Genomic DNA, 22,318 nt, shown 5'->3' with positions numbered 1-22,318 from the left:
GCATCCGACTCTAGCGACGGGTCAGGCGAGGAGGCCGCCTAGGCGAGGTGCTCGAAGAGCGCGCGGACGGCCCCTTCGACGGCATCCGGATCTTCCGCACGGATCGCGTGGGCGACGGCTTCGGCCGCAGCGACCAGCCCGGGTGTCGCGTCGTCTCCGGGTACAGTCTCGGAGAACTGCAGCGCGCATTGAGCGAGGATCGTGGCCTCGACCAGGTGCATCGCCTGTCGCGGATGCCGCACGAGGTCGTCGACGGCGGTGAGGAACGCGATGGCCGCGGCGTCGCGGTCGGGTGCGGCCTGCGCGCGACCGATCTCCTCGGCATACGCCGCGAGATCGGAGCGGACACCTTCCGCAGTCGTGGGCAGTGCCATGCGGAGCGCCGTCCCCGCGAGCACGCCGGCGTAGCTGATGGCGGCACGCGACTCGGGTGCGGTGAGGTCCGCGACCTTGGTGTAGCGCGCGGGAGTGACCTCGACCAGTCCGATGTCACGCAGCCGGATGATCGCTTCGCGGATCGGGTTGAGCGACATGTCGAGCTCTCGGGCGAAGCGCATCGTGTTGAGCGTGTCGCCCGACCGGTAGTCCCCCCGCAGGATCGCCCCGAGGATGTGCTGGAAGGCAAGTTCGGGCAGCGGCACGGCACCGCGATGGGTCCAGTGGTGCGTCCGTGGATCCGCGTAGGCGATGGTCATTGGTGCTCCCCAGGTCCGTTGTGTACGCCCCCTGTGACAGGGGCCCCACTAGACAGACTCGCTGCCGCCCGGAATATTACGCAGCGCCAGGGAAAAAGTCAGACGACGCTGGCGCCGGGCGCCGCAGCGAACTCCTCGAGAGCGGTGACGACGTCGTCAGAGAGCTCGACCTGGCTGGCCGCCACCGCGTCGTCGATCTGGCCCGTGCGCGATGCACCGATGATCGCGGTGGTCACCACGGAGTCCCGCAGCACCCACGCGACGGCGAGCTGGGGAATCGAGAGGCCCGCGTCCTTCGCGACGCGGTCGATGCCGCGGATGCGCTCGAGGTAGCTGTCGGTGAGCGCGGACCCGTTCAGGAAATGGCTGTTCGCGGCACGCGAGTCGGCCGGGACGTCACCATCGAGGTACTTGCCGGTGAGCAGGCCCTGCGCGAGCGGCGAGAACACGGCGCTGCCGATCTCCAGCTCGCGCAGCGCCGCGAACAGCTCGGCCTCGGGAGTGCGGTCGAACAGCGAGTACCGCGGCTGGTGCAGCAGCAGCCTCACGCCCTGATCCGCGAGCAGCCGATACGCGCGACGCGCCAGCTCGGCCGGGTAGTTCGAGATGCCCGCGTAGAGCGCCTTGCCGCTGCGCACGATGTCGGCGAGCGCCGCGACCGTCTCCTCCAGCGGGGTCTCGGGGTCGGGGCGGTGCGAGTAGAACACGTCGACGTAGTCGGTGTTCATGCGCTGCAGACTCTGCTCGAGCGAGCGCATGAGGTACTTGCGCGATCCGCCGTCGCCGAACGGCCCCGGCCACATGTCGTAGCCGGCCTTGGTCGTGACGAACAGCTCGTCTCGGTAGCGGGCGAGCCCGCTGTCGAGAACGGCGCCGAACGTCGACTCGGCGGACCCGTACGGCGGGCCGTAGTTGTTCGCGAGGTCGATGTGCACGACACCGCGGTCGAACGCGTGCAGCACGATCTCGCGCTGACTGTCGAAGGTGCGGTCACGACCGAAGTTCTGCCAGAGTCCGAGCGACACCTTCGGCAGCTTCACCCCGCTGGCGCCTGCGCGTTGGAAAGGCACGTCGGTGTAGCGGGTGGCCGCAGCCTCGTAGGCATGCGTCAGGCGGGGGTCATCTGCGGCGATGGGCATGAGGGACGCTCCTGGATCCGAGGCGGGAAGAGCTTCAGGATAGCGCTTTCTCGCACGGCGGGACCAGGACTCCGATGCATGCTGCGCCGGCATACGGGTGTCCGCGCTCGCAGGCCCGACCGACCGCTGTCAACCACACCGACGAAGTCCGACGGTCGGGGTAGCGTGACGGAGAGACGGCGATCATCGCATTCACCCCCGCTCCCCGCGGGAAACGAGAAGAGGTCCATGATGGGCGGGACCCCACCGTCGAAGCTGTCCGGCACGTCGAACGCCATCGTCGTGACCGGAGCACGGGTGCACAATCTTCGCGACGTGAGCGTCGCGATACCCCGCGACGCCCTCGTGGCCTTCACCGGCGTCTCCGGCTCGGGCAAGAGCTCCCTCGCATTCGGCACGCTGTACGCCGAGGCGCAGCGTCGGTACTTCGAGTCGGTGGCGCCCTACGCGAGGCGCCTGATGAGCCAGGTCGACATCCCCGACGTCGACGCCATCGGCGGGCTGCCTCCGGCGGTGGCCCTCCCCCAGCAGCGCACCGCGGGAAGCGCTCGATCGACCGTCGGCAGCGCCACGTCGATCGGCAACGTCATCCGCATGCTGTTCTCGCGAGTGGGCACGTACCCCCGTGGGGCGGAGCCGCTGTTCGCCGAGGACTTCTCCGCGAACACCGTGCAGGGCGCGTGCCCGCGCTGCCACGGGATCGGGCAGGTGTACGACGTGCCGCTGCACCTCATGGTCCCCGACGAGTCGCTGTCGATCCGCGACCGTGCGCTCGACGCCTGGCCGCGCGCCTGGCACGGCAAGCAGCTCATCGACAGCCTGATATCGCTCGGCTACGACATCGACATCCCGTGGCGCGATCTGCCTGAGAAGCAGCGTCAGTGGGTGCTCTACACCGAGGAGTCGCCTCAGGTTCCGGTGTTCACCGACCGCGGCCCGGCGCAGGTGCGCAAAGCCGTCGCGGCCGGCATCGAGCCCTCGTACATGAGCACGTTCGTCGGCGTGAGGCAGTACGTGCTCAACACCTTCGCCAACTCGAAGAGCGCGAAGATGCGCGAGAAGGCGGCGAGCTTCATGGTCAGCGTCCGCTGCCCGATGTGCGACGGACGCCGCCTGAAGCCCGAGGCGCTCGCCGTGACGTTCGCCGGTCTCGACATCACAGAGATGGCCGCGATGCCACTCGCGGACCTCGAGGCACTCCTCGAGACGGCACTCGACTCCTCCGGCAACGGAACGGATGCCCCCGGTGCCGGTGGCGAAGCGCTCCCACCCGAGAAGAAGCTCGCGGCGCACCGGCTGGTCGACGAGCTGCGCGATCGGATCTCCCCCATCATCGAGCTCGGTCTGGGCTACCTCTCGCTGGATCGCTCGACCCCGACGCTCTCGTCGGGTGAGCTGCAGCGTATGCGGCTCGCGACCCAGGTGCTGTCGCAGCTGTTCGGGGTCATGTTCGTGCTCGACGAGCCGTCTGCCGGCCTCCACCCCGCCGACGGCGAAGCGCTCGTGCGCATCCTCCGCTCGTTGCGAGACTCCGGAAACACGGTCTTCTTCGTCGAGCACTCCCTCGACGTGATCCGGCATGCGGACTGGATCGTCGATATCGGCCCCGGAGCGGGATCCACCGGCGGTGAGATCGTCTATTCCGGCCCGATCGATGGGCTGCGGGACGCGGAGCGCTCCCAGACGAGACGATATCTGTTCGCCGACGACCTGCGGGCCGAGCAGCCGACGGCACAGCCGCGGGCCCCTCGCGAGCCCGACGCCGAACTCGTGCTCGTCGACGTCTCGCGGAACAATCTCCGCAGCGTCTCGGTGTCGATCCCCCTCGGCTGCCTCACCGCCGTCACGGGCGTCTCCGGCTCGGGCAAGTCGTCTCTCGTCACCCAGGCCCTGCCCGACCTGCTGCAGAGCAGCCTCTCCAGCGAGGTGGACGGCTCGTCGACCGATACGTCGACGAGGGAAGAGCAGGGCAGCGCAGCAGCTGATCCGCTGTTCTCCGCACCGATCGCCCACACGACGGGTCGCGCCTCCGGTCCCGCCGACCGCGTGCGACGCGTGGTGCAGGTCAGTCAGAAGCCGATCGGCCGCACCTCTCGATCGAACGTGGCGACGTACACCGGGCTCTTCGACCGCGTCCGCGCGCTGTTCGCCGCGACACCGGAAGCGCGTCGGAGGCGCTACGCCGCGAGCCGGTTCTCGTTCAACCTGGCGAGCGGGAGATGCCCCACCTGCAAGGGCGAGGGCACGGTCGAGGTGGAGCTGCTCTTCCTCCCCACCGTCCACGCCCCCTGCGGCACCTGCGGCGGCACGCGCTACAACCCGGAGACCCTCGAGATCGAGCTCCACGGGCACACCATCGCCGACGTCCTCGCCCTGAGCGTGAACGACGCGCGTGTCCTCTTCGAGGACGATGCCGACGTCGCGCGACACCTCGATGCCCTCCTCGACGTGGGGCTCGGGTATCTGCCGCTGGGCCAGTCGGCGACCGAGCTCTCCGGCGGCGAGGCGCAGCGCGTGAAGCTGGCGTCCGAACTGCGGCGCGCCCAGCACGGCGACACCCTCTACCTGCTCGATGAGCCCACCTCAGGACTGCATCCGTCGGACACCGATCGTCTGCTCGTCCATCTTCAGCATCTCGTCGACGCCGGCAACACGGTCGTGATGGTCGAGCACGACATGCGCGTGGTCGCACAGGCCGACTGGGTGATCGACATGGGACCGGGAGCCGGAGAGCTCGGCGGCACTGTCGTGGCGCAGGGAACTCCGCGTTCCGTCGCCTCCGCGAGCGGAAGCACCACCGCGTCGTACCTCGCGGATGCCATCGCGGCTCAGGAACTCGGAGTCAGCGCCTGAGAACAGAAAATCCCTGCCGAGGCAGGGATTCTTTCTGCGGAGACGAGGGGATTTGAACCCCTGGTCCCCGTGAGGGGACTCCACCTTAGCAGGGTGGTGCACTCGGCCGGACTATGCGACGTCTCCAGGCATCCGAACCGTGAAGAGCGGATGCACCTTGCAATCATAACGGGTTCCCGTGGCTGGAACGAATCGGGGCTCAGGGTCCTCGGCCGGGCCGCCTGCAGGACGAAAGCACATCTGCAGGACGAGAACCGACGGATGCTCCCGCATCCGTGCTCCGGTCATGCACACGGCACGGGTGACGGCGCGTGACTCGAGACGATCCCTCAGCCGGCGCTGGACTCACGCACCACGAGTTCGGGCTGGAACCGCACGCGACGGTCGTGCTCGACCCCGTCGAGCTCCTTCAGCAGCAGGTCGACGCCGGTCCAGCCGAGCAGCCTGGCGGGCTGGCGCACCGAACTCAAAGGCACGACGGTCGCCGAGGCGAAGTCGATGTCGTCGTACCCGACCATGGCGATGTCCTGGGGCACACGGATGCCGGAGCCGAAGCTGAACGCCTGCAGCAGCCCGACGGCGAGCAGGTCGTTCGCGGCGAAGACGGCATCCGGGCGCGATTCGGGCCCACGCGCCGCGATGGCCTCGCCCGCAGCCCTGCCCTGGAGCACCGTGAGCGCGGACTGCTCGAAGATCTCGAGAGTGACATCGGGGTGAGCGGCGACCGCCGCCTGCACGCCGCGCAGACGATCGGCGACCTGCTGCACCGACTGCGGTCCTCCGACGAATGCCAGCCGGCGACGTCCCGAAGCCAGCAGGTGATCGGCAGCCAGGCGTCCGCCTTCGACGTCATCGACCGAGACCGACGGCAGCAGCCCCTCCTCCACCTCGCGGTCGACGAGGATCACCGGCATGCCGCCTGCGGCGAATCGATGCACGGCCGAGAGGTCGTCGGTGGCGGGTGTGAGCAGCACGCCGTTGACCCGCTGCTCCTGGAAGAGCTCGAGGTGCGCGACCTGGCGCTCGTCTCGCTCGTCGCTGTTGCCGAGCAGCACCGTCATGCCGGCATCCGCTGCCCGGTCCTCCGCGCCGCGCACGACCTCAGCGAAGAACGGGTTGCCGATGTCGGGCACCACGAGTCCGATGCTGCGGCTGCGACCCGCGCGCAGCTGCCTGGCGGCGTCGTTGCGCACGAAGCCGAGTTCCTGGATCACCCGCTGCACGCGCTCGACCGTCTTGGCGGACACGCGCTCGGGCTGATTGAGCACGTTCGAGACGGTGCCGACCGAGACGCCGGCCGCAGCCGCCACGTCCTTCACCCCTACCGCCATGGCCTGCCTCCGTCCGTCCGCGCGTGCGCCACGACTACCTTCTCATTCCGCGGGGTGAACTCCGCGCCGGCGACGCCCGGGAACCGCGACGACGGCGAGCGCCGCGCAGCCGATGCCCGCGATGAACAGGGGCGCGAGCGCCCAGGTCACGACGCCGGTGAAGACGGCCGCGGCCGCGATGTACGCGGCTCCGGCGGCATCCGCTGTGATCATCCCCGGCACCGCGCGGACCGCGGCGGTCCACCCGGTCGTCGGCGACCAGGCGCCGGCGGCGAGCAGCACGGCGACCGCGAGAGCGAGCAGCCCCGCCCAGCCGATGACCGCGATGAACTCGCCACCGGGCAGTGCGCCCGAGCCCGCGAGCACGACGTCGACCGTGAGCACGGCGGCGATCAGCGCCGCCGGCACCCCGACGCGGAGCGAGGGCAGGATGCCGGTGCGCACGTCGTCCCAGAACAGGGCCGTGCGCGAATCCTCCGCGGCGACGAAGCGACGCAGGTGACGGATGCCGGCAGCCAGGGCGATCGGCAGCGTGACGACGCCGAGGGCGATGATCGTCATCAGCAGTCCGACCGTGAGCACCTCGCCGAACAGACCGAACTTGGCGGTCGCTCCGGGGTTGACCCCGGGCTCGACACCGGCGACCGTCGGGCCGGCGCCCGACCGCGCCTCGCGCTTCGCCGCCCGGTGCGCCCGACGCTCTGCGTTGATGACCGACATGACTAGCCCTTCAGTCCCTGCGTGGCGACTCCGTCGACGAGGAAGCGCTGGAAGACCACGAAGAACAGCAGCACCGGCACGAGCGCCACGAACGACGCCGTGACCGTCGCGCCGTAGTCGGACGACGAGGTCTGGTCGTTGTAGAGGCGCAGCGCGATCGGCAGCGGGTAGTTCTCGGGGCTCGTCAGGTAGAGCAGCGGGCCGAGGAAGTCGTTCCACGCCCAGATGAACGAGAAGATCGCGCAGGTGATCAGGGCGGGCTTGATGAGCGGCAGGATGATCGACCAGAAGATCCGCAGGTGGCCTGCTCCGTCGATGCGCGCCGCTTCATCCATGTCGCGGGGCATCTGGCGGATGAACTGCACGAGAAGGAAGACGAAGAACGCCTCGGTGGCGAGGAACTTCGGCAGGATCAGCGGGATGAAGGTGTCGACCCATCCGAGCTGGTTGAAGATGATGTACTGCGGGATGATCACGACGTGGAACGGCAGCAGCAGCGTGCCGATCATCGCGGCGAACAGCACGCCGAGTCCCTTGAACTGCACTCGTGCGAAGGCGTAGGCGGCGAGCGCCGACGAGAGCACCGTGCCGACGACGGCCGAGACCGCGAGGATCAGCGAGTTCAGGAAGAAGCGCCACATCGGCACTCCGGCGATGCCCTCCATGACCTTGCCGTAGTTGTCGAGCGTCGGCGCCTGCGGCAGCAGACCGGGGTTCTGACCGAACTCGGAGTTCGGCTTGAACGTCGACAGGAACAGCCACAACAACGGGTAGAGCACCACCGCGGTGAGCACGAGGAGACCGATGAACCAGATGACGGTCTGCCAGGTCTTGCGCTTGATGCGGCGACGCGGGGCGGGCGGACCGACGGGCGTCGTCTGCTGCGCGGCGAAGACCGGAGTGGATGCGGCGCCGGACGTGGTCGCCTGATTGGAGGTGCTCATTTGTCGTCTCCCGAGTAGTGCACCCACGACCTCTGAGTGCGGAAGAGGATGAAGGCGATGATCGCGACGACGACGAGCAGGACCCACGCGATCGCGGCCGCGTAGCCCATCTGTCCGTCGGAGAACCCTCGCTTGTACAGGTACACGGTGATGAAGTTCGTCATGCCGGCGGGGCCGCCGGTGCCGTTCGAGATGATGTACGCCGAGGCGAACACCTGGAACGCGCCGATGAGACCGAGCAGCAGGTTGAAGAACATCACCGGGGAGAGCATCGGGATCGTCACCGCGCGGAACCGACGGTAGGCGTTCGCGCCGTCCATCTCTGCGGCCTCGTACAGCTCCTTGGGGATCTGCTTGAGACCCGCGAGGAAGATCACCATCGTGGCTCCGAACTGCCAGACGGCGAGCAGGATCATCATCGGGAGCACGAGGCTCGGGTTGCCGATCCATCCGCCGAGATCCACGCCGAAGATCTGCAGACCGCTGTCGACCGGACCGTCGGAGGAGAACATGGCCCGCCACACGATGGCGACCGAGACCGAGCCGCCGATGAGGGACGGCGCGTAGAAGGCGGAGCGGAAGAAGCCGGCGCCCTTGTCGCGGTAGTTCAGGAGCATCGCGACGCCGAGGGCGGCCGCGAGGGTGATCGGAGTGCCGATGAAGACGTAGACGAGGGTGATCTGCGCCGACTGGATGAAGTTCGGGTCGCTCGTGAAGAGTCGGATGTAGTTGTCCAGCCCGATCCACTTGGGCGGCTGGAAGATGTTGTACTTCGTGAAGGAGAGGTACAGGGAGTAGATCATCGGCACGGCGGTGAGACCGAAGAAGCCGATGAGCCACGGGGTGAGGAACGCATAGCCGGTCGCCGTCTCACGCCGCAGACGTGCGCGCTGGCCCGGCCGCGCGAGTTCGTTCTCGGGGCGGCGGCCGCTGCGCAGCGCCCGCCCTCGCCCGGACTTCTTGCCCGTGACGATCGTCCTGGTCGCCGTCGTGCTCATGACAGCTCCTTCCGAAGTGGATGGGATGCGGTGGGCCGGGCGGATGCCACCCGGCCCACCGACGGGATCACTGGTTGAGGACGACGTCCATCTCGGAGAAGAACTGCGTCACGGCCTCGTCGACCGTCGTGGTGCCGAAGTTCAGCTCGGTGCCCAGCACCCGGAACTTCTCCTCGAGGGTGCCGTAGCCGACGATCGGCACGGGCGGAGCGTCGCCGAGGCGGTCGGCGATCGACTCCTCGTAGTCCTTGACGAGCTGGCTCATGGGATCGAGCTCTGCGGCCTCGAGAGCGGTCTCGGATGCGGGGAGGCCACGGTTGGTGCCGAAGATCTCGCCGGACTCGGGCGAGTTGACCAGGAAGTTGACGAGCGTCGCCGCCGCCTCCGGGTGCTCGGTCTTGGCCGAGATCGTGTGCAGCATCGAGGGCTTCAGGTACAGATCCTTCGCGCCCTCCTTCGTGACCGGCGGGGCGACGAGGCCGAGCTCGGTGTAGCTCTCGCCGAGGTTGGCGAGGTAGCCCGCACCGAAGTTGTCCCACGTCAGCTCGCTGGCGTTCTTCGCGGCGTCGAACGCGGTGAGGGGGTTGAGCTCCTCGACGACCTGCTGCGGAACGACGACTCCGTCCCGGATGTCGTCTCCGGCCTCCCAGAACTCCTTCAGACGGTCTTCGTCGAAGCCGGGCGTGCCGTCTTCGTCGAACAGGTTCTTGCCCTCGCTGCGCAGCTGCAGCTCGAAGTTCTGGATGCGCCCCGTCCAGTCGGACCCGCCCCAGAACTCACCCGCGCCGGCATCGGTGATCTCGCCCATCCACTCGTCGTAGTCCTCCCAGTCGCCCCCGGGGAACTCCTCGACGCCTGCGGTCTCGAGCAGCTGGGGGTTGGTGAAGACGCCCCACGCGTTGGTCGAGGTGGTGATGCCGTAGGTCGTGTCATCGACGACGCCGATGCCGAGGATGTTCTCGGAGAGCGGCTCGGTGTCGATGACCGAGCCGAGGTAGGGCTCGAGGTCGAGCAGCAGGCCGTTCTCCGAGTACTGACGCAGGTACGAGTAGTCGAACTGCATGACGTCGGGGAGTCCGCCGCCGGCGGCCTCGGTCTGGCGCTTCTCCCAGAACTCCGGGAACCCGAGGAACGTCGCGTTCACCGTGATGTTCGGGTACTCCTCGTTGAACGCCTCGATCGCCTGGTTGTAGAGATCGGCGCGGACGTCGTTGCCCCAGAACGCCAGGTCGAGGGTGACCTTCTCGTCGGGGTCGTACGTGGGCTCGCCCTCGGGGCTGCCTCCGCCGGCGCAGCCGGCGAGTACCAGCGCTGCGCTGGTGGCGACGGCCGCTGCGGCCGCCAGACGCTTCTTGCTGAACATCGTTGTCCTCTCTGATGAACGTCCTCGTTCGGCAGGGCCGCGGAACGCCTGTGTCCATGTGGTGCGGGATGCGATCTCCATCGTGCGGGGAAAACGCTTACCTGCACGCTAATCCAGATTGAAACGTTTCGCAACCGGCAATTCGCGGAGGGGATTACATCGATTACCGCGGGGTCTTCGATCCTCTCACGATCAGCTTCCCGCCCTCGACCTCGAGCCCCACGCGACGGACGGCGGATCGTCTCTGCTCGCCCGTCGCAGAGTGGGCCGGAGCCCCCTCCGCGGCGGCGAAGAAGTAGAACCACAGGTCGTCGCCGACGCGCACCTGCGCGCCGTGACTGCCGTGCCCTCCGGTCGGCAGATCAGCGAGGATCACGGCATCCGCATCACCCTGACGCGTCCAGCGCGTGCCGTCGTCGGAGCGATAGATGCCCATCCCCCGCCACTCGTCCACGATCAGCCACCAGAGACCGCCGAGCTCGAACACGGTCGGCCCCTCGTGCGGCCGCCCTCCGATCGCGATGCCGTCGAGGGACCAGTCCGCGAGGTCGGGCGATGACGCGACCATGGTCACCGAGTCGGCCGCCTCATCCTTGTACCAGAGGCGCCACAGTCCGTCGGGCGTGCGCGCGACGGCCGCATCGATCACCCGATCGCTGCTCAGCACGAGCGGGCCGCGTCTCGACCAGTGCCTCAGGTCGTCGGAGACGTACTCGACGATGGCGCGAGCGAACCCCGGCCAGCGGTCGGGGATGCCGTCGATCTCGGTGAGATGCATCCGCCAGCGCGCACCGTCCCAGAAGACCTCCGGGGCCCAGTGCGTGCGGTCGACCTCGGCGGGCGGCGGGCCGGGCTCGAGGACGAGATCGGATGCCGTGGGCTCGAGCGTTCCGTCGTAGCGCCAGTCCAGACCGTCGGTCGATGTCGCGACCCCGATCCGGCTGCCGTGCACCCACGACACCCCCGGTCCCGCATCGGCGAGGCTCGCCCGACGCTGGGTGTAGAACATCCACCACAGCCCGTCGGCGTCGACCACGACCCGCGGGTCGGTGGCTCCGTCGTAGACGGGGTCGCGGTAGAGCTCTCTCATCTGCGGAGATCGGTGACCGGACTCGCGAAGCCGGCCCGGTGCGTGGGGTGCGAGCCCAGCAGCTCGGGGGTGATCACCGTGCCGTCCGCAGCGGCCGAGGCGTAGATGGCCGCCACGATCTCGAGCGAGCGTGCGGGTGCATCAGCAGTAGGAGGCAGGGGTGCTCCCTCCAGCAGAGCGTCTAACACGTCGCGCAGCAGCGGCTCGTGGTCGCTGCGCTCCTCGGCATCCGGGAGCGCCCATCCCTCGGCCTCCGACTCGAAGCCGGGCGCCGGGGTGATCCGCCAGTTCTCATGACCGTGGCCGTAGACGTGGTCGACCGTGACCGTGGCCTTCTGGGTGTCGATGCGGATCGAGCTCGTCTCTCGCGGCGACACGGCACTGGTGACGAGCTGCGCGACCACTCCCTGGCCGAAGACGATGGTCGCGGTCGAGACGTCCTCGGTCTCGGTCTCGCGGTCGAGCCGCCAGAGCCTGCCCTGCACCGACGACCAGTCGCCCAGCAGGTGAGCGAGCAGGTCGATCTGGTGGATGCCGTGGCCCAGGGTCGTTCCGCCGCCCTCCGTCTCCCACTTGCCGCGCCACGGCACCGCGAAGTAGTCGGCGTCACGGAACCAGAGCGTCTGACACACGGCGACGAGCGGGCGGCCGAGGGCTCCGCTCTGCAGCATCCCGCGCACGTGCGCCGCGGCCGTGCCGGTGCGCTGCTGGAAGACGACCGCCAGCTGCCTGCCCGCGGCCTCGGCCGCCGCGCGCATCTCGTCGAGCTCATCGAGCGAGGGTGCCGGCGGCTTCTCGACGATCACATGCGCGCCGGCTGCGAAGGCTGCGAGCGACTGCGAACGGTGCGGCCCGGGCGGCGTGCAGATGAGCACGACGTCGGGGTGCTCGGCGGCGAGCATCTCGTCGAGGTCGCCGTAGGCGGCATCGATGCCGTATCGGTCGGCGAACTCCTGCGCCTTCTCCCGGCTGAGGTCGGCGACGGCGACGAGCTCGGCGCGCGGGTAGGCGGCGACTGCGCGGGCGTGCGCGTTCGCCACCGCCCCGGTGCCGACCAGGGCCGCGCGAAGGGTCTTCTCGGTTGTCATCGTTCCTCCTCAGGACGCTGAGCCGGGGTCATCTGATGCCGTTCTGCACCAGGTGCAGGCGGGCGTATCGCCCGTCGGCGGCGAGCAGCTCGTCGTGCGAGCCCTGTTCGACGATACGTCCGTGCTCGAGCACGACGATGCGATCGGCCTGCCGGATCGTCGACAGCCGGTGCGCGACCACGAGCGTCGTGCGACCGCGCATGAGCCGTTCGAGGGCCTCTTTGACGAGTCCCTCGGACTCGGGGTCGAGCGCGCTCGTCGCCTCGTCGAGCAGCAGGATCCGCGGATCGCGCACGAGCGCGCGGGCGATCGCCAGACGCTGGCGCTGACCACCCGAGAGGCGCGCTCCGCGCTCGCCGACCACCGTGTCCCACCCCTGCGGCTGCTCGCTCACGAACTCCCACGCGTTGGCGTCTCGCAGCGCCTGTTCGACGCGATCGGGCGTGACGTCGGGCATGCCGTAGGCGATGTTGTCGAAGACCGACCCCTCGAACAGCACCGACTCCTGCGGCACGACCGAGATCGACCGGCGCACTGTGCGCAGGTCGAGCTCCTGCATGTCGGCGCCGTCGAGCACGATGCGGCCGCTCGTCGGACGGACGAATCCGAGCACGAGGTTCAGGAGGGTCGACTTGCCCGATCCCGACGATCCCACGAAGGCGACCGTCTCGCCGGGGGCGATCCGCAGATCGATCTCGAACAGGGCGTCGTCGTCGGCATCCGCGTAGCGATGCGTCGCAGAGTCGAGCACGATCTCGCCGGCGACCGCCGAGACGACGCGCTTGCCGGAGTTCTGCTCGACGTCGGGCTCCTGCAGCACCTCGGCGATCGAGCGCACCGACTCGAGCCCGCGGGCGCCGACGGGAATGAGCATGAGCAGCTGGGTGAGCCCGCCGGTCAGCAGCGTGAAGTAGCTCGAGAGCATCACGACCTCGCCCGGCGTGATCGGGAGGAAGCCGGTGAGCGCGCACACGGCGGCGAGCATGAGGCAGGCGACGCCGAGCAGCTGCATCGCGACCCAGGAGATCGAGGCCACCCGGCCGTTCAGCAGGTCGAGGTCGAGTCCGGCGCGGCGCACGCCATCCGCCCCGCCCGCGACGCGGTTGATCGCCGTCTCCTCGAGCCCGTGAGCGCGGGTCACCGGGATCAGCGACGCCATCTCGCCGACGCGGGCCGACAGCGTCTCGATCTCGCGCCGGAAGACCTCGTTGCGACGCTGCGATCGATTGCGCATGCCGTAGCGGATGCCGATCGCGATCGGCACGGCGAGGGCATACACGGGAAGGAACTGCGGCACGGTGACCGCCGTCATGCTGAGTGCGCCGAGCATCACCATGGTCGACGACAGGAGCGGATGCGTGACCTGCTGCAGCATGAGCTCGACGTTCTCGACGTCGCGCACCACCTTCGTCTGCACGATCGACGAGCTCATCCTCGTGTGGTACCCGATCGAGAGGCTCTGCAGTCGCGCGGTGAGGGCGTTGCGGAGATCGGCACCGAGGTCTCGCACCACGGTCATGAAGTTGCGGGTGTAGATGATGTGGTTCGGGTAGTTCTGCAGCAGCAGCACGGCGGCCAGCGCGAACCACCACAGCACCTCGGTGACATCGCCGTCGCTCGCCACGACGTCGATGATCGCGGCGGTGATCACCGGCAGGAACCAGAGCGGGATCTCCTTGATCGCGAAGGCCGTGATCGCGAAGGTCAGTCGCCAGGGACGGCGGGCGACGAGGCGCAGCACGGAGCGGGTCGGGTGATCACCGTCGATGAGCGCGGCCGGATGGGAAAGCGCTTTCTGTGCCATGGTCCTATCGTAGAGTCACCGCACCCGTCTGGGAAGCGCGACCATCCGAATCAGCAGGAGCAGCCATGACCTTCGACGCAGCATTCGACTGGGCACGTGGTCACGTGCAGGCGGAGCGCCTGCCGACAGCGGTGCTCGGCATGGCCACCGCCGACGGGATCGTCGACCTCGAGGGCTTCGGGGCCGCGACGGATGCCGTGTATCCGCTGTTCTCGATCACGAAGGTGCTCACCGGCATCACGGCGACGCGCGCCATCGAGCGGGGTCTGCTCACCCCGAACACTCCGCTCGCCGACGCCCTGCCGCAGTTCGGCATCTCTCGTGACGACATCGTGCGGCTGTGGCACCTGGCATCCCACACCTCGGGGATCTCCGAGCCGGCTCTCGACACCGCGCTTCCGCTGCGCGACGAGCTGCTCAGCCAGGGGCGGGACTTCGCCGCCGGCACCGCGTCGCGGTATTCCACCCTGGCCTTCGAGGGGATCGCGGCGCTGATCGAGCACGCGACCGGTTCGACCTGGGATGCCGGCACATTCGACTGGGCGCATCGCATCGGCGCGATCGGCCTGACCCTCGACCCGAGCGAGTCCCTCGGGGTTCCGGATGCCGCGGCCGGCGGACTCGACCTCGACCGGTTCCACGCCACGCGTGCTCCCGGCGCAGGACTCCTGGGCAGAGCCGAGGATCTCCTGCACCTCGGCGCCGAGCTGCTGCGCATCGGCCAGGGCGCGACAGACGGCATCCTGTCTCCGGCGGGACTGGCCATGATGCTCCGCCCGCTGACCGGCGCGATCCCCCGCCTCGACCCGTACCCCTCTGAGCGCGGTCAGGACTGGGGCTTCACGTTCAACCTGCGCTCACGAGCGCCGGGGCTGGTGGACCGTGACGTCTTCGGCCACGGCGGGTGGGCGGGCACGGAGTTCTGGGTGCACCCGACGGCGGGCGTCTGCTGGGTGCTGCTCACGAACGCGGCCGTGCGCCCGGGCGTGGACGCCGATCAGCTCGACAACGCGGTCATCACCGCCGTGTGACCGCCGACGCTCACTTGACACGTCGCTCGCCCGTGTCTAGGGTTGAGACATTGAATGAAACGATTCAAAATCCGCTCGATGAAGAGAGAACCATCATGACCCGCGTCGCGTTCAAGTTGCAGGTGCGTCCTGAACTGCTCGACGAATACCTCGCCCGTCACTCGCCGGTCCGGCCCGAGATGCTGGCCGAGATCGCGGCCGCCGGCCGCCGCAACTACTCGCTGTTCCTCGCCGAGGGCGGCACGCTCGTCGGCTACTACGAGACCGACGACGATGCCGCCGCCCAGGCGTATCTCGCCGCCTCCCCCGTCGCCGCGCGCTGGGAGTCCGAGATGAGCCGATTCTTCATCGGTCTCGACGGACGCCCCGACCAGGCCGCCACCGCACTCGCCGAGGTGTTCCACCTCGAAGACCAGCTCGCCGACGCCGGTGACTCCCCCGCATCAGACATCGCCAACCGCACCGACACCGAAGGCAGCGCCTCATGAGCATCCTCTCGTCCGACAACCTCGCCGCCCTCGAACAGCAGGGCATCGAACTCCCCAGCTGGGCGTTCGGCAACTCCGGCACGCGCTTCAAGGTGTTCGGCACGCCCGGCACGCCCCGCGACCCGTGGGAGAAGATCGCGGATGCCGCGCAGGTGAACAAGTACACGGCGCTCGCACCCTCGGTCGCCCTGCACATCCCGTGGGACCTGGTCGACTCGTTCTCCGACCTGCGCAAGCACGCCGAGGACCTCGGCGTGACCCTGGGCACCATCAACTCCAACACGTTCCAGGACGACGACTACAAGTTCGGCGCGCTGACCCACGAAGACCCGTCGATCCGCCAGAAGGCGATCGACCACCACCTCGCCTGCATCGACGTGATGGATGCCACGGGCAGCCGCGACCTGAAGATCTGGCTCGCCGAGGGCTCGAACTACCCGGGGCAGGCCGACCTGCGCGGCCGTCAGGACCGCCTGCAGGAGTCGCTGCAGCAGATCTACGCACGCCTCGGCGACGACCAGCGCCTCGTGCTCGAGTACAAGTTCTTCGAGCCGGCGTTCTACCACACCGATGTTCCCGACTGGGGCACGTCCTACGCCCAGGTCTCGTCCCTCGGCGACAAGGCCATGGTGTGCCTCGACACGGGCCACCACGCCCCCGGCACCAACATCGAGTTCATCGTCATGCAGCTGCTGCGCCTCGGCAAGCTCGGGTCGTTCGACTTCAACTCGCGCTTCTACGCCGACGACGATCTCATCGTGGGCGCGGCCGATCCCTTCCAACTGTTCCGCATCCTGTTCGAGGTCGTACGCGGCGGCGGCCTGAACAACCCCGATGTGGCGTTCATGCTCGACCAGTGCCACAACGTCGAGGACAAGATCCCCGGTCAGATCCGCTCGGTGCTCAACGTGCAGGAGATGACGGCGCGTGCGCTGATCGTCGACCGCGACGCCCTGACCGCGGCGCAGAAGTCCGGCGACGTGCTCGCCGCCAACGCCGTCTTCATGGACGCGTTCTACACCGACGTGCGCCCCGCGCTCGCCGAATGGCGAGAGTCGCGCGGCCTCGCAGCCGACCCGATGGCGGCCTACGCCGAGTCGGGCTACCAGCAGAAGATCGCCGCCGACCGCGTCGGTGGCGTGCAGGCCGGCTGGGGCGCCTGAGCCCGCACCCCGCCCCGTCGGGATGCGGGAGCCGATCCCCGTATCCCGACGCCCCCCGACAGAACGGATGACACCGTGAACGAGCAGGTGCTCGACGGACCGCACGGACCGCTGCGCGTGCGGGTGTACACCCCGACCTCTCCCGTCGGCCCCGGACTCGTCTGGGTGCACGGCGGAGGGTTCGCCGCCGGTGAGATCGACATGCCGGAGGCCGACTGGGTCGCGCAGAGCTTCGCCGAGCGTGGCATCGCCGTGTTGTCGGTCGACTACGCGCTGGCTCCCTTCCCTCGCACCTGGGCTGCGGCAGCCGGGGCACCCGAGCGAGAGGGCGTGCACTACCCGGTCGCCTCCGAGGAGGTCGAGGCCGCATTCCGTTGGGCGGTCGACTCCGGCCTCACCGAGGGGCCGTGGTCGATCGGCGGAGCGAGCGCCGGCGGCAACCTCGCGGCCGGCGCGGCACTGCGCCTCAGTCACGGTCCCGGGCCCTTCCCTGCGCTCGCGGTGCTCGCCTATCCGACGCTCCACGCCGTGCAGGCAGCCCCGGATGCTGCGCTGCGCGCCGCCCTCGACGCGGACCCCGATGCCGACGTGTTCGGCCCCGACCCGGTGCGCGGCATGTACGAGAACTACCTCGGCGGGCCGGTCGACGGTGGCGACGTCTACGCCGTGCCCGGCACCGCGTCCCCCGCCCAGCTCTCGCATTTCCCCGCCACGATCATGATCAACGGCGAGGTCGACGAGCTCCGTGTCTCCGGCGAGGCGTTCGGCGCCCTGCTGCGCGACGCGGGCGTCGAAATCGACATCTCGACCGAGGCGGGCACCCGCCACGGCCACCTCAATCAGCCCGAACTCGCGGCAGCGACAGCATCGATCGACCGCTTCGCCGCCCGCATCCTCGCCACGTCTCCACAGAACAGGGAACAGCCATGACCAACCCCACCGCCGCCGCCCTCATCGAGCGGTCGAACCGCCTGGGCGCCGACCCGAAGAACACCAACTACGCCGGTGGCAACACGTCGGCGAAGGGCACGGAGACCGACCCCGTCACGGGTCAGCCCGTCGAGCTGATGTGGGTCAAGGGTTCGGGTGGAGACCTCGGCACGCTCACAGAGCAGGGTCTCGCCGTGCTGCGCCTCGACCGCATGCGCGCACTCGTCGACGTCTACCCGGGCCTCGACCGTGAGGACGAGATGGTCGCCGCGTTCGACTACTGCCTGCACGGCAAGGGCGGTGCAGCTCCGTCGATCGACACCGCGATGCACGGGCTCGTCGACGCCGCGCACGTCGACCACCTGCACCCCGACTCGGGCATCGCGATCGCCACCGCGGCCGACGGCGAAGAGCTGACGGCGAAGATCTTCGGCGACAAGGTCGTGTGGGTTCCGTGGCGTCGCCCCGGATTCCAGCTCGGACTCGACATCGCCACCATCAAGGCGAAGAACCCGCAGGCCATCGGCACGATCCTCGGCGGCCACGGCATCACCGCCTGGGGCGACACGTCGGAGGAGGCCGAAGCCAACTCCCTCTGGATCATCGACACCGCGGCCGCCTACATCGAGGCCAACGGCAAGGCCGATCCGTTCGGCGGCGTCCGTGCCGGCTTCGAGGCACTCCCCGAGGCCGAGCGGCGTGAGCGCGCAGCGACCCTCGCCGGCACCATTCGCGGGATCGCGTCGACCGACAAGCCGATGGTCGGCCACTTCACCGACTCCGACGTCGTCCTCGACTTCCTCGCCTCCGAGCGCGCCCCTGAACTCGCGGCTCTCGGCACGAGCTGCCCCGACCACTTCCTGCGCACCAAGGTCAAGCCGCTGATCCTCGACCTGCCGGTCACGGCATCCGCCGATGAGCAGATCGCCCGTCTGCACGAACTGCACACCGAGTACCGCGCCGACTACCAGGCCTACTACGACGCGCACGCGACCGCCGAGTCGCCCGCGATCCGCGGCGCCGACCCGCTCATCGTGCTCGTGCCCGGCATCGGAATGTTCTCCTACGGCGCCAACAAGCAGACCGCCCGCGTCGCCGGTGAGTTCTACGTCAACGCGATCAACGTCATGCGCGGCGCCGAGGCACTGTCGACCTACTCGCCCATCTCTGACGCCGAGAAGTTCGACATCGAGTACTGGGCGCTCGAAGAGGCCAAGCTGCAGCGCATGCCGAAGCCGAAGTCGCACCAGGGACGCATCGCCTTCGTCACCGGAGCCGCCAGCGGCATCGGCAAGGCCATCGCCACCCGCCTCGCCGCAGAGGGCGCCTGCGTCGTCATCGCCGACCTCGACCTCGAGAAGGCACAGGCGGCCGCCGCCGAGCTGGGCAGCACCGACGTCGCGATCGGCGTCGCGGCGAACGTCGCCGATGCGGATGCCATCCAGGCGGCGCTGAACGACGCCGTGCTCGCGTTCGGCGGCGTCGACCTCGTCGTCAACAACGCCGGTCTCTCGCTGTCGAAGCCGCTGCTCGAGACCACCGAGAAGGACTGGGATCTGCAGCACGACGTCATGGCCAAGGGCTCGTTCCTCGTGTCGAAGGCCGCGGCCCGCGTGCTGATCGACCAGAAGCTCGGCGGCGACATCATCTACATCTCGTCGAAGAACTCCGTCTTCGCCGGCCCCAACAACATCGCCTACTCGGCGACCAAGGCCGACCAGGCCCACCAGGTGCGGCTGCTGGCCGTCGAGCTCGGCGAGTTCGGCATCCGCGTCAACGGCATCAACCCCGACGGTGTCGTGCGCGGCTCGGGCATCTTCGCCTCCGGCTGGGGCGCGAACCGTGCCGCGACCTACGGTGTCGCCGAAGAGGACCTCGGCCAGTTCTACGCCAACCGCACGATCCTCAAGCGCGAGGTCGTTCCCGAGAACGTGGCGGATGCCGTCTACGTGCTGACGGGTCCCGAGCTGAGCCGCACGACCGGTCTCCACATCCCGGTCGACTCCGGCGTCGCTGCGGCGTTCCTGCGATGACGGTGCGGTCCGTCGCCGCCGTCGACCTCGGAGCGACCAGCGGTCGCGTCATGATCGGCCGGATCGGCGACGGCCGGCTCGACCTCGAACTCGTCTCGCGGTTCCCGAACGGGCCCGTCGAGCGCGAAGACGGTCTGCACTGGGACTTCGGCGCTCTCTACGAGCACGTCGTCGCAGGGCTCGCCGAGGCGGTACGGCGCGAACCGGCGATCGAGAGCGTCGGCATCGACTCGTGGGCCGTCGACTACGGCCTGCTGCGAGACGGCGAACTCCTCGCCGAGCCGTTCCACTACCGCGACGAGCGCACGGCGCGCGGGGTCGAGGAGGTGCACACGGTCGCGCCCTTCGCCGAGCTCTACGGCCGCAACGGACTGCAGTTCCTGCCGTTCAACACGCTGTACCAGTACCGCGTCGATGCCCGCCTCGCCGACGCCGACACCGCGTTGCTCATTCCCGACCTCATCGCGTTCCTGCTCACCCGAACAGCGGTGGCCGAGCGGACGAACGCCTCGACCACCGGGCTCCTCGGCGTCGAGTCGGGCGAGTGGGACGCCGAGCTCGCCGAGCGCATCGGCATCCCGACGCACATCCTGCCGACGCTCGTCGATCCGGGCGAGACGATCGGCACACTCCGCGCGGACCTGGTCGAGCGCATCGGCAAGAAGCTGCCGGTGATCGCGGTCGGGTCGCACGACACAGCATCCGCCGTCGTCGCCGCTCCCCTGTCGACCCCGCACTCCGCCTACATCTCGTGCGGCACCTGGGGGCTGGTCGGCGTCGAGCTGACCGAGCCGGTGCTGACGGATGCCGCGCGCGAGGCGAACTTCACGCACGAGCTCGGCGTGGACCGTCGCTACCGCTTCCTGCACAACGTGACGGGGCTCTGGCTGCTGAGCGAGACCGTGCGCGCGTGGGAGGCGGAGGACGGCTCGCGGATCGACCTGCCCGAGCTGCTGGCTGCGGCCGCCGCCGTGACGGACGACGTGCCCCTCTTCGACGCGAACGACGCGTCGCTCAGCGCACCGGGAGACATGCCCGCGCGCATCGCGACACTGCTCGGGCCCGAGGCTCCGACGACGCGACCCGCCTTCGCCCGATCGATCGTCGAGTCGATCGCGACCGCCTTCGCGGATGCCGTGCAGACGGCAGCCGATCTGTCAGGGCGCGAACTCGACAGCATCCACCTCGTAGGAGGCGGCTCGCTGAACCGTCTGCTGTGCCAGGCCACCGCGGATCGCACCGGCCGTCCCGTGCTCGCCGGCCCCGTCGAGGCGACAGCCCTCGGCAACGTGCTCGTGCAGGCACGGGCTCTCGGCGCCGCCCCGGCATCCCTCGAGGAGCTGCGCGCCCTCGTCGCCGCGACGCACGAACCGGAGCGCTTCGACCCGCGCTGACTCCCTCACGCCCGTCGCAGCCCCTCATCCGACCGCCCGAGCCCCCGATGGATGCCGGTGCAGGATCCATCGGGGGTGCGGATGCCAGCCCTGTCAGGCGCCGGAGACGGCACACCGCGGCGCACACGGAAAGGGGCGCCGAGGCCGAAGCCCCGACGCCCCTCACGAACTCGACTCAGAAGTCGAACTCGCCGATGTTGTCTGCGTTGAACTCGAACGGGTCGCCGAGAAGAACGACGCCGTCGGCGCCGACCGTGTACTCGCCGAGGTCTCCGGCCTCGAAGGTGTCGCCCTCTTCGCCGGTGATCTCACCCTCGATCAGCGCCTTGGAGGCGAACGCGGCCAGGTAGCCGAGGTCGGCAGGGTTCCACAGCGCGAACGCGGTGACGGTGCCGTCTTCGACGTACTCGCGCATCTGGTTCGGCGTGCCGAGACCGGTGATGGCGACCTTGCCCTTGTAGTCCGAGGTGGACACGTACCGCGCCGCAGCCGCGATGCCGACCGTGGTGGGCGAGATGATGCCCTTCAGGTTCGGGTGGCTCTGCAGCAGCGCAGCGGTCTTGTCGAACGACGTCTGGTCGTCGTCGTCACCGTAGACGGTCTCGACGATCGTGATGTCGGGGTACTCGCTGGCGACGTACTCCTTCATCAGGTCGATCCAGGCGTTCTGGTTGGTCGCGTTGGCGGATGCCGACAGGATCGCGACCTCGCCGGCTCCGCCGATCTGGTCGGCGATCAGGTCGACCTGCACCTTGGCGATGCCCTCGGAGTCGGCCTGGTTGATGAACAGGTCGCGGCACTCGGGGTTCGTGTCGGAGTCGAAGGTGACGACCTTGACGCCGGCGTCACGGGCCTCGTTCAGCGCGTCGCAGATCGCCTTCGGGTCGTTCGCCGAGACGACGAGCGCGCCCACGGCCTGCTGCGTCGCGGTGTTGATGTAGCTGACCTGGGCGTCGGGGGTGGCTTCGGCCGGGCCGACCTCGGCGAACGTGCCGCCGAACTCGTCGACGGCGGTCTTGCCGCCCTCGCTCGAGGTGTCGAAGTACGGGTTGCCGAGGTTCTTGGGCAGGAACGTGATCGCGAGGTTGTCGGATCCGCCTTCACCCTCTGAACCCGAGCCTCCGGATCCGCCGCTGGTGTCGGCGCAGCCGCTCAGCACGAGCGCTGCGGCCACGGCGACCGCCGCGAACCCCGCGATCTTCTTACGTGCAAACGTCATTGTTCTTCCTTTCGTGATGATCACCGCTGGCGGGT

General features: G+C 69.0%; 18 protein-coding genes and 1 tRNA gene. 7 read left to right on the top strand and 12 right to left on the bottom strand.

The window, feature by feature from the left end:
* Positions 1–38: 38 nt before the first annotated feature.
* Both LQZ85_RS13150 and LQZ85_RS13145 read right to left on the bottom strand, forming a co-directional pair.
* On the bottom strand, positions 39–695 hold the full coding sequence (locus LQZ85_RS13150) for a GntR family transcriptional regulator (RefSeq protein WP_056276852.1): 657 nt from the start codon (positions 693–695) through the stop codon (positions 39–41).
* A 98-nt stretch (positions 696–793) separates the two neighbouring features.
* Positions 794–1,834, bottom strand: coding sequence for an aldo/keto reductase (locus tag LQZ85_RS13145; protein WP_056276849.1), 1,041 nt, complete (start codon positions 1,832–1,834; stop codon positions 794–796).
* A gap of 228 nt (positions 1,835–2,062) precedes the next feature.
* Here LQZ85_RS13145 and LQZ85_RS13140 point away from each other — a divergent pair, with 228 nt between their 5' ends.
* A complete protein-coding gene (locus LQZ85_RS13140; protein WP_200955154.1) occupies positions 2,063–4,687 on the top strand; it encodes an excinuclease ABC subunit UvrA in 2,625 nt (874 codons plus the stop codon).
* Positions 4,688–4,724: 37 nt separating this feature from the next.
* Here the strand turns inward: LQZ85_RS13140 and LQZ85_RS13135 are convergent.
* The 9 genes from LQZ85_RS13135 to LQZ85_RS13095 form a co-directional block, all read right to left on the bottom strand.
* Positions 4,725–4,813: transfer RNA gene (locus LQZ85_RS13135), tRNA-Ser, on the bottom strand.
* A gap of 203 nt (positions 4,814–5,016) precedes the next feature.
* Positions 5,017–6,018, bottom strand: a complete 1,002-nt coding sequence (locus LQZ85_RS13130) for a LacI family DNA-binding transcriptional regulator (RefSeq protein WP_056276845.1) — start codon at positions 6,016–6,018, stop codon at positions 5,017–5,019.
* A gap of 42 nt (positions 6,019–6,060) precedes the next feature.
* Positions 6,061–6,738: a hypothetical protein gene (locus LQZ85_RS13125; RefSeq protein WP_056276843.1), complete on the bottom strand. Its 678-nt coding sequence runs from the start codon at positions 6,736–6,738 to the stop codon at positions 6,061–6,063.
* A 2-nt stretch (positions 6,739–6,740) separates the two neighbouring features.
* The gene (locus LQZ85_RS13120; protein WP_053098764.1) at positions 6,741–7,682 is read right to left on the bottom strand and encodes a carbohydrate ABC transporter permease; all 942 of its coding nucleotides are present in this window, start codon (positions 7,680–7,682) and stop codon (positions 6,741–6,743) included.
* The gene (locus LQZ85_RS13115) at positions 7,679–8,680 is read right to left on the bottom strand and encodes a sugar ABC transporter permease (protein ID WP_053098763.1); all 1,002 of its coding nucleotides are present in this window, start codon (positions 8,678–8,680) and stop codon (positions 7,679–7,681) included. Before LQZ85_RS13115 ends, LQZ85_RS13120 begins: the two co-directional genes overlap by 4 nt.
* 67 nt (positions 8,681–8,747) lie before the next feature.
* On the bottom strand, positions 8,748–10,043 hold the full coding sequence (locus tag LQZ85_RS13110; protein ID WP_053098762.1) for an extracellular solute-binding protein: 1,296 nt from the start codon (positions 10,041–10,043) through the stop codon (positions 8,748–8,750).
* Positions 10,044–10,206: 163 nt separating this feature from the next.
* Entirely contained in the window at positions 10,207–11,133 is a 927-nt protein-coding gene (locus LQZ85_RS13105; RefSeq protein WP_056276839.1) for a hypothetical protein, read from the bottom strand.
* Positions 11,130–12,221 carry a Gfo/Idh/MocA family oxidoreductase gene (locus LQZ85_RS13100; protein ID WP_056276836.1) on the bottom strand — a complete coding sequence of 364 codons (1,092 nt, stop codon included), beginning with the start codon at positions 12,219–12,221 and terminating at the stop codon, positions 11,130–11,132. Before LQZ85_RS13100 ends, LQZ85_RS13105 begins: the two co-directional genes overlap by 4 nt.
* A gap of 28 nt (positions 12,222–12,249) precedes the next feature.
* Positions 12,250–14,025, bottom strand: a complete 1,776-nt coding sequence (locus tag LQZ85_RS13095) for an ABC transporter ATP-binding protein (RefSeq protein WP_056276833.1) — start codon at positions 14,023–14,025, stop codon at positions 12,250–12,252.
* A 65-nt stretch (positions 14,026–14,090) separates the two neighbouring features.
* Between LQZ85_RS13095 and LQZ85_RS13090 the strand changes: the two genes are divergently transcribed.
* From LQZ85_RS13090 to LQZ85_RS13065, 6 genes are all read left to right on the top strand, one after another.
* A complete protein-coding gene (locus tag LQZ85_RS13090) occupies positions 14,091–15,056 on the top strand; it encodes a serine hydrolase domain-containing protein (RefSeq protein ID WP_056276830.1) in 966 nt (321 codons plus the stop codon).
* 95 nt (positions 15,057–15,151) lie between these two features.
* The gene (locus LQZ85_RS13085; protein ID WP_230100996.1) at positions 15,152–15,544 is read left to right on the top strand and encodes an L-rhamnose mutarotase; all 393 of its coding nucleotides are present in this window, start codon (positions 15,152–15,154) and stop codon (positions 15,542–15,544) included.
* A complete protein-coding gene (rhaI, locus tag LQZ85_RS13080; protein WP_053098756.1) occupies positions 15,541–16,707 on the top strand; it encodes an L-rhamnose isomerase in 1,167 nt (388 codons plus the stop codon). The genes LQZ85_RS13085 and rhaI overlap by 4 nt, the downstream gene beginning before the upstream one ends.
* Before the next feature lie 75 nt (positions 16,708–16,782).
* The gene (locus LQZ85_RS13075) at positions 16,783–17,637 is read left to right on the top strand and encodes an alpha/beta hydrolase (protein WP_230100995.1); all 855 of its coding nucleotides are present in this window, start codon (positions 16,783–16,785) and stop codon (positions 17,635–17,637) included.
* Positions 17,634–19,670 carry a bifunctional rhamnulose-1-phosphate aldolase/short-chain dehydrogenase gene (locus LQZ85_RS13070; RefSeq protein WP_056276821.1) on the top strand — a complete coding sequence of 679 codons (2,037 nt, stop codon included), beginning with the start codon at positions 17,634–17,636 and terminating at the stop codon, positions 19,668–19,670. The genes LQZ85_RS13075 and LQZ85_RS13070 overlap by 4 nt, the downstream gene beginning before the upstream one ends.
* Complete coding sequence (locus LQZ85_RS13065) at positions 19,667–21,064, top strand: rhamnulokinase family protein (RefSeq protein WP_056276819.1); 1,398 nt, start codon at positions 19,667–19,669, stop codon at positions 21,062–21,064. Before LQZ85_RS13070 ends, LQZ85_RS13065 begins: the two co-directional genes overlap by 4 nt.
* A gap of 175 nt (positions 21,065–21,239) precedes the next feature.
* Here the strand turns inward: LQZ85_RS13065 and rhaS are convergent, their stop codons facing one another.
* The gene (gene rhaS, locus LQZ85_RS13060; RefSeq protein WP_056276817.1) at positions 21,240–22,283 is read right to left on the bottom strand and encodes a rhamnose ABC transporter substrate-binding protein; all 1,044 of its coding nucleotides are present in this window, start codon (positions 22,281–22,283) and stop codon (positions 21,240–21,242) included.
* Positions 22,284–22,318 lie beyond the last annotated feature (35 nt).

Origin of the sequence: Microbacterium sp. Bi98, assembly GCF_918698045.1 — a bacterium.
Classification (GTDB): Bacteria; Actinomycetota; Actinomycetes; order Actinomycetales; family Microbacteriaceae; genus Microbacterium.
Note: the sequence above shows the minus strand (reverse complement) of the source record. Positions and strands in the feature narration are given on the sequence as shown.

Coding starts and splice junctions, on each gene's coding strand:
- LQZ85_RS13110 (WP_053098762.1), bottom strand. CDS start 10,043: ATGTTCAGCAAGAAGCGTCTGGCGGCCGCAGCGGCCGTCGCCACCAGC.
- LQZ85_RS13120 (WP_053098764.1), bottom strand. CDS start 7,682: ATGAGCACCTCCAATCAGGCGACCACGTCCGGCGCCGCATCCACTCCG.
- LQZ85_RS13090 (WP_056276830.1), top strand. CDS start 14,091: ATGACCTTCGACGCAGCATTCGACTGGGCACGTGGTCACGTGCAGGCG.
- LQZ85_RS13125 (WP_056276843.1), bottom strand. CDS start 6,738: ATGTCGGTCATCAACGCAGAGCGTCGGGCGCACCGGGCGGCGAAGCGC.
- LQZ85_RS13065 (WP_056276819.1), top strand. CDS start 19,667: ATGACGGTGCGGTCCGTCGCCGCCGTCGACCTCGGAGCGACCAGCGGT.
- rhaS (WP_056276817.1), bottom strand. CDS start 22,283: ATGACGTTTGCACGTAAGAAGATCGCGGGGTTCGCGGCGGTCGCCGTG.
- LQZ85_RS13095 (WP_056276833.1), bottom strand. CDS start 14,025: ATGGCACAGAAAGCGCTTTCCCATCCGGCCGCGCTCATCGACGGTGAT.
- LQZ85_RS13105 (WP_056276839.1), bottom strand. CDS start 11,133: ATGAGAGAGCTCTACCGCGACCCCGTCTACGACGGAGCCACCGACCCG.
- rhaI (WP_053098756.1), top strand. CDS start 15,541: ATGAGCATCCTCTCGTCCGACAACCTCGCCGCCCTCGAACAGCAGGGC.
- LQZ85_RS13115 (WP_053098763.1), bottom strand. CDS start 8,680: ATGAGCACGACGGCGACCAGGACGATCGTCACGGGCAAGAAGTCCGGG.
- LQZ85_RS13145 (WP_056276849.1), bottom strand. CDS start 1,834: ATGCCCATCGCCGCAGATGACCCCCGCCTGACGCATGCCTACGAGGCT.
- LQZ85_RS13130 (WP_056276845.1), bottom strand. CDS start 6,018: ATGGCGGTAGGGGTGAAGGACGTGGCGGCTGCGGCCGGCGTCTCGGTC.
- LQZ85_RS13070 (WP_056276821.1), top strand. CDS start 17,634: ATGACCAACCCCACCGCCGCCGCCCTCATCGAGCGGTCGAACCGCCTG.
- LQZ85_RS13085 (WP_230100996.1), top strand. CDS start 15,152: ATGACCCGCGTCGCGTTCAAGTTGCAGGTGCGTCCTGAACTGCTCGAC.
- LQZ85_RS13150 (WP_056276852.1), bottom strand. CDS start 695: ATGACCATCGCCTACGCGGATCCACGGACGCACCACTGGACCCATCGC.
- LQZ85_RS13140 (WP_200955154.1), top strand. CDS start 2,063: ATGATGGGCGGGACCCCACCGTCGAAGCTGTCCGGCACGTCGAACGCC.
- LQZ85_RS13100 (WP_056276836.1), bottom strand. CDS start 12,221: ATGACAACCGAGAAGACCCTTCGCGCGGCCCTGGTCGGCACCGGGGCG.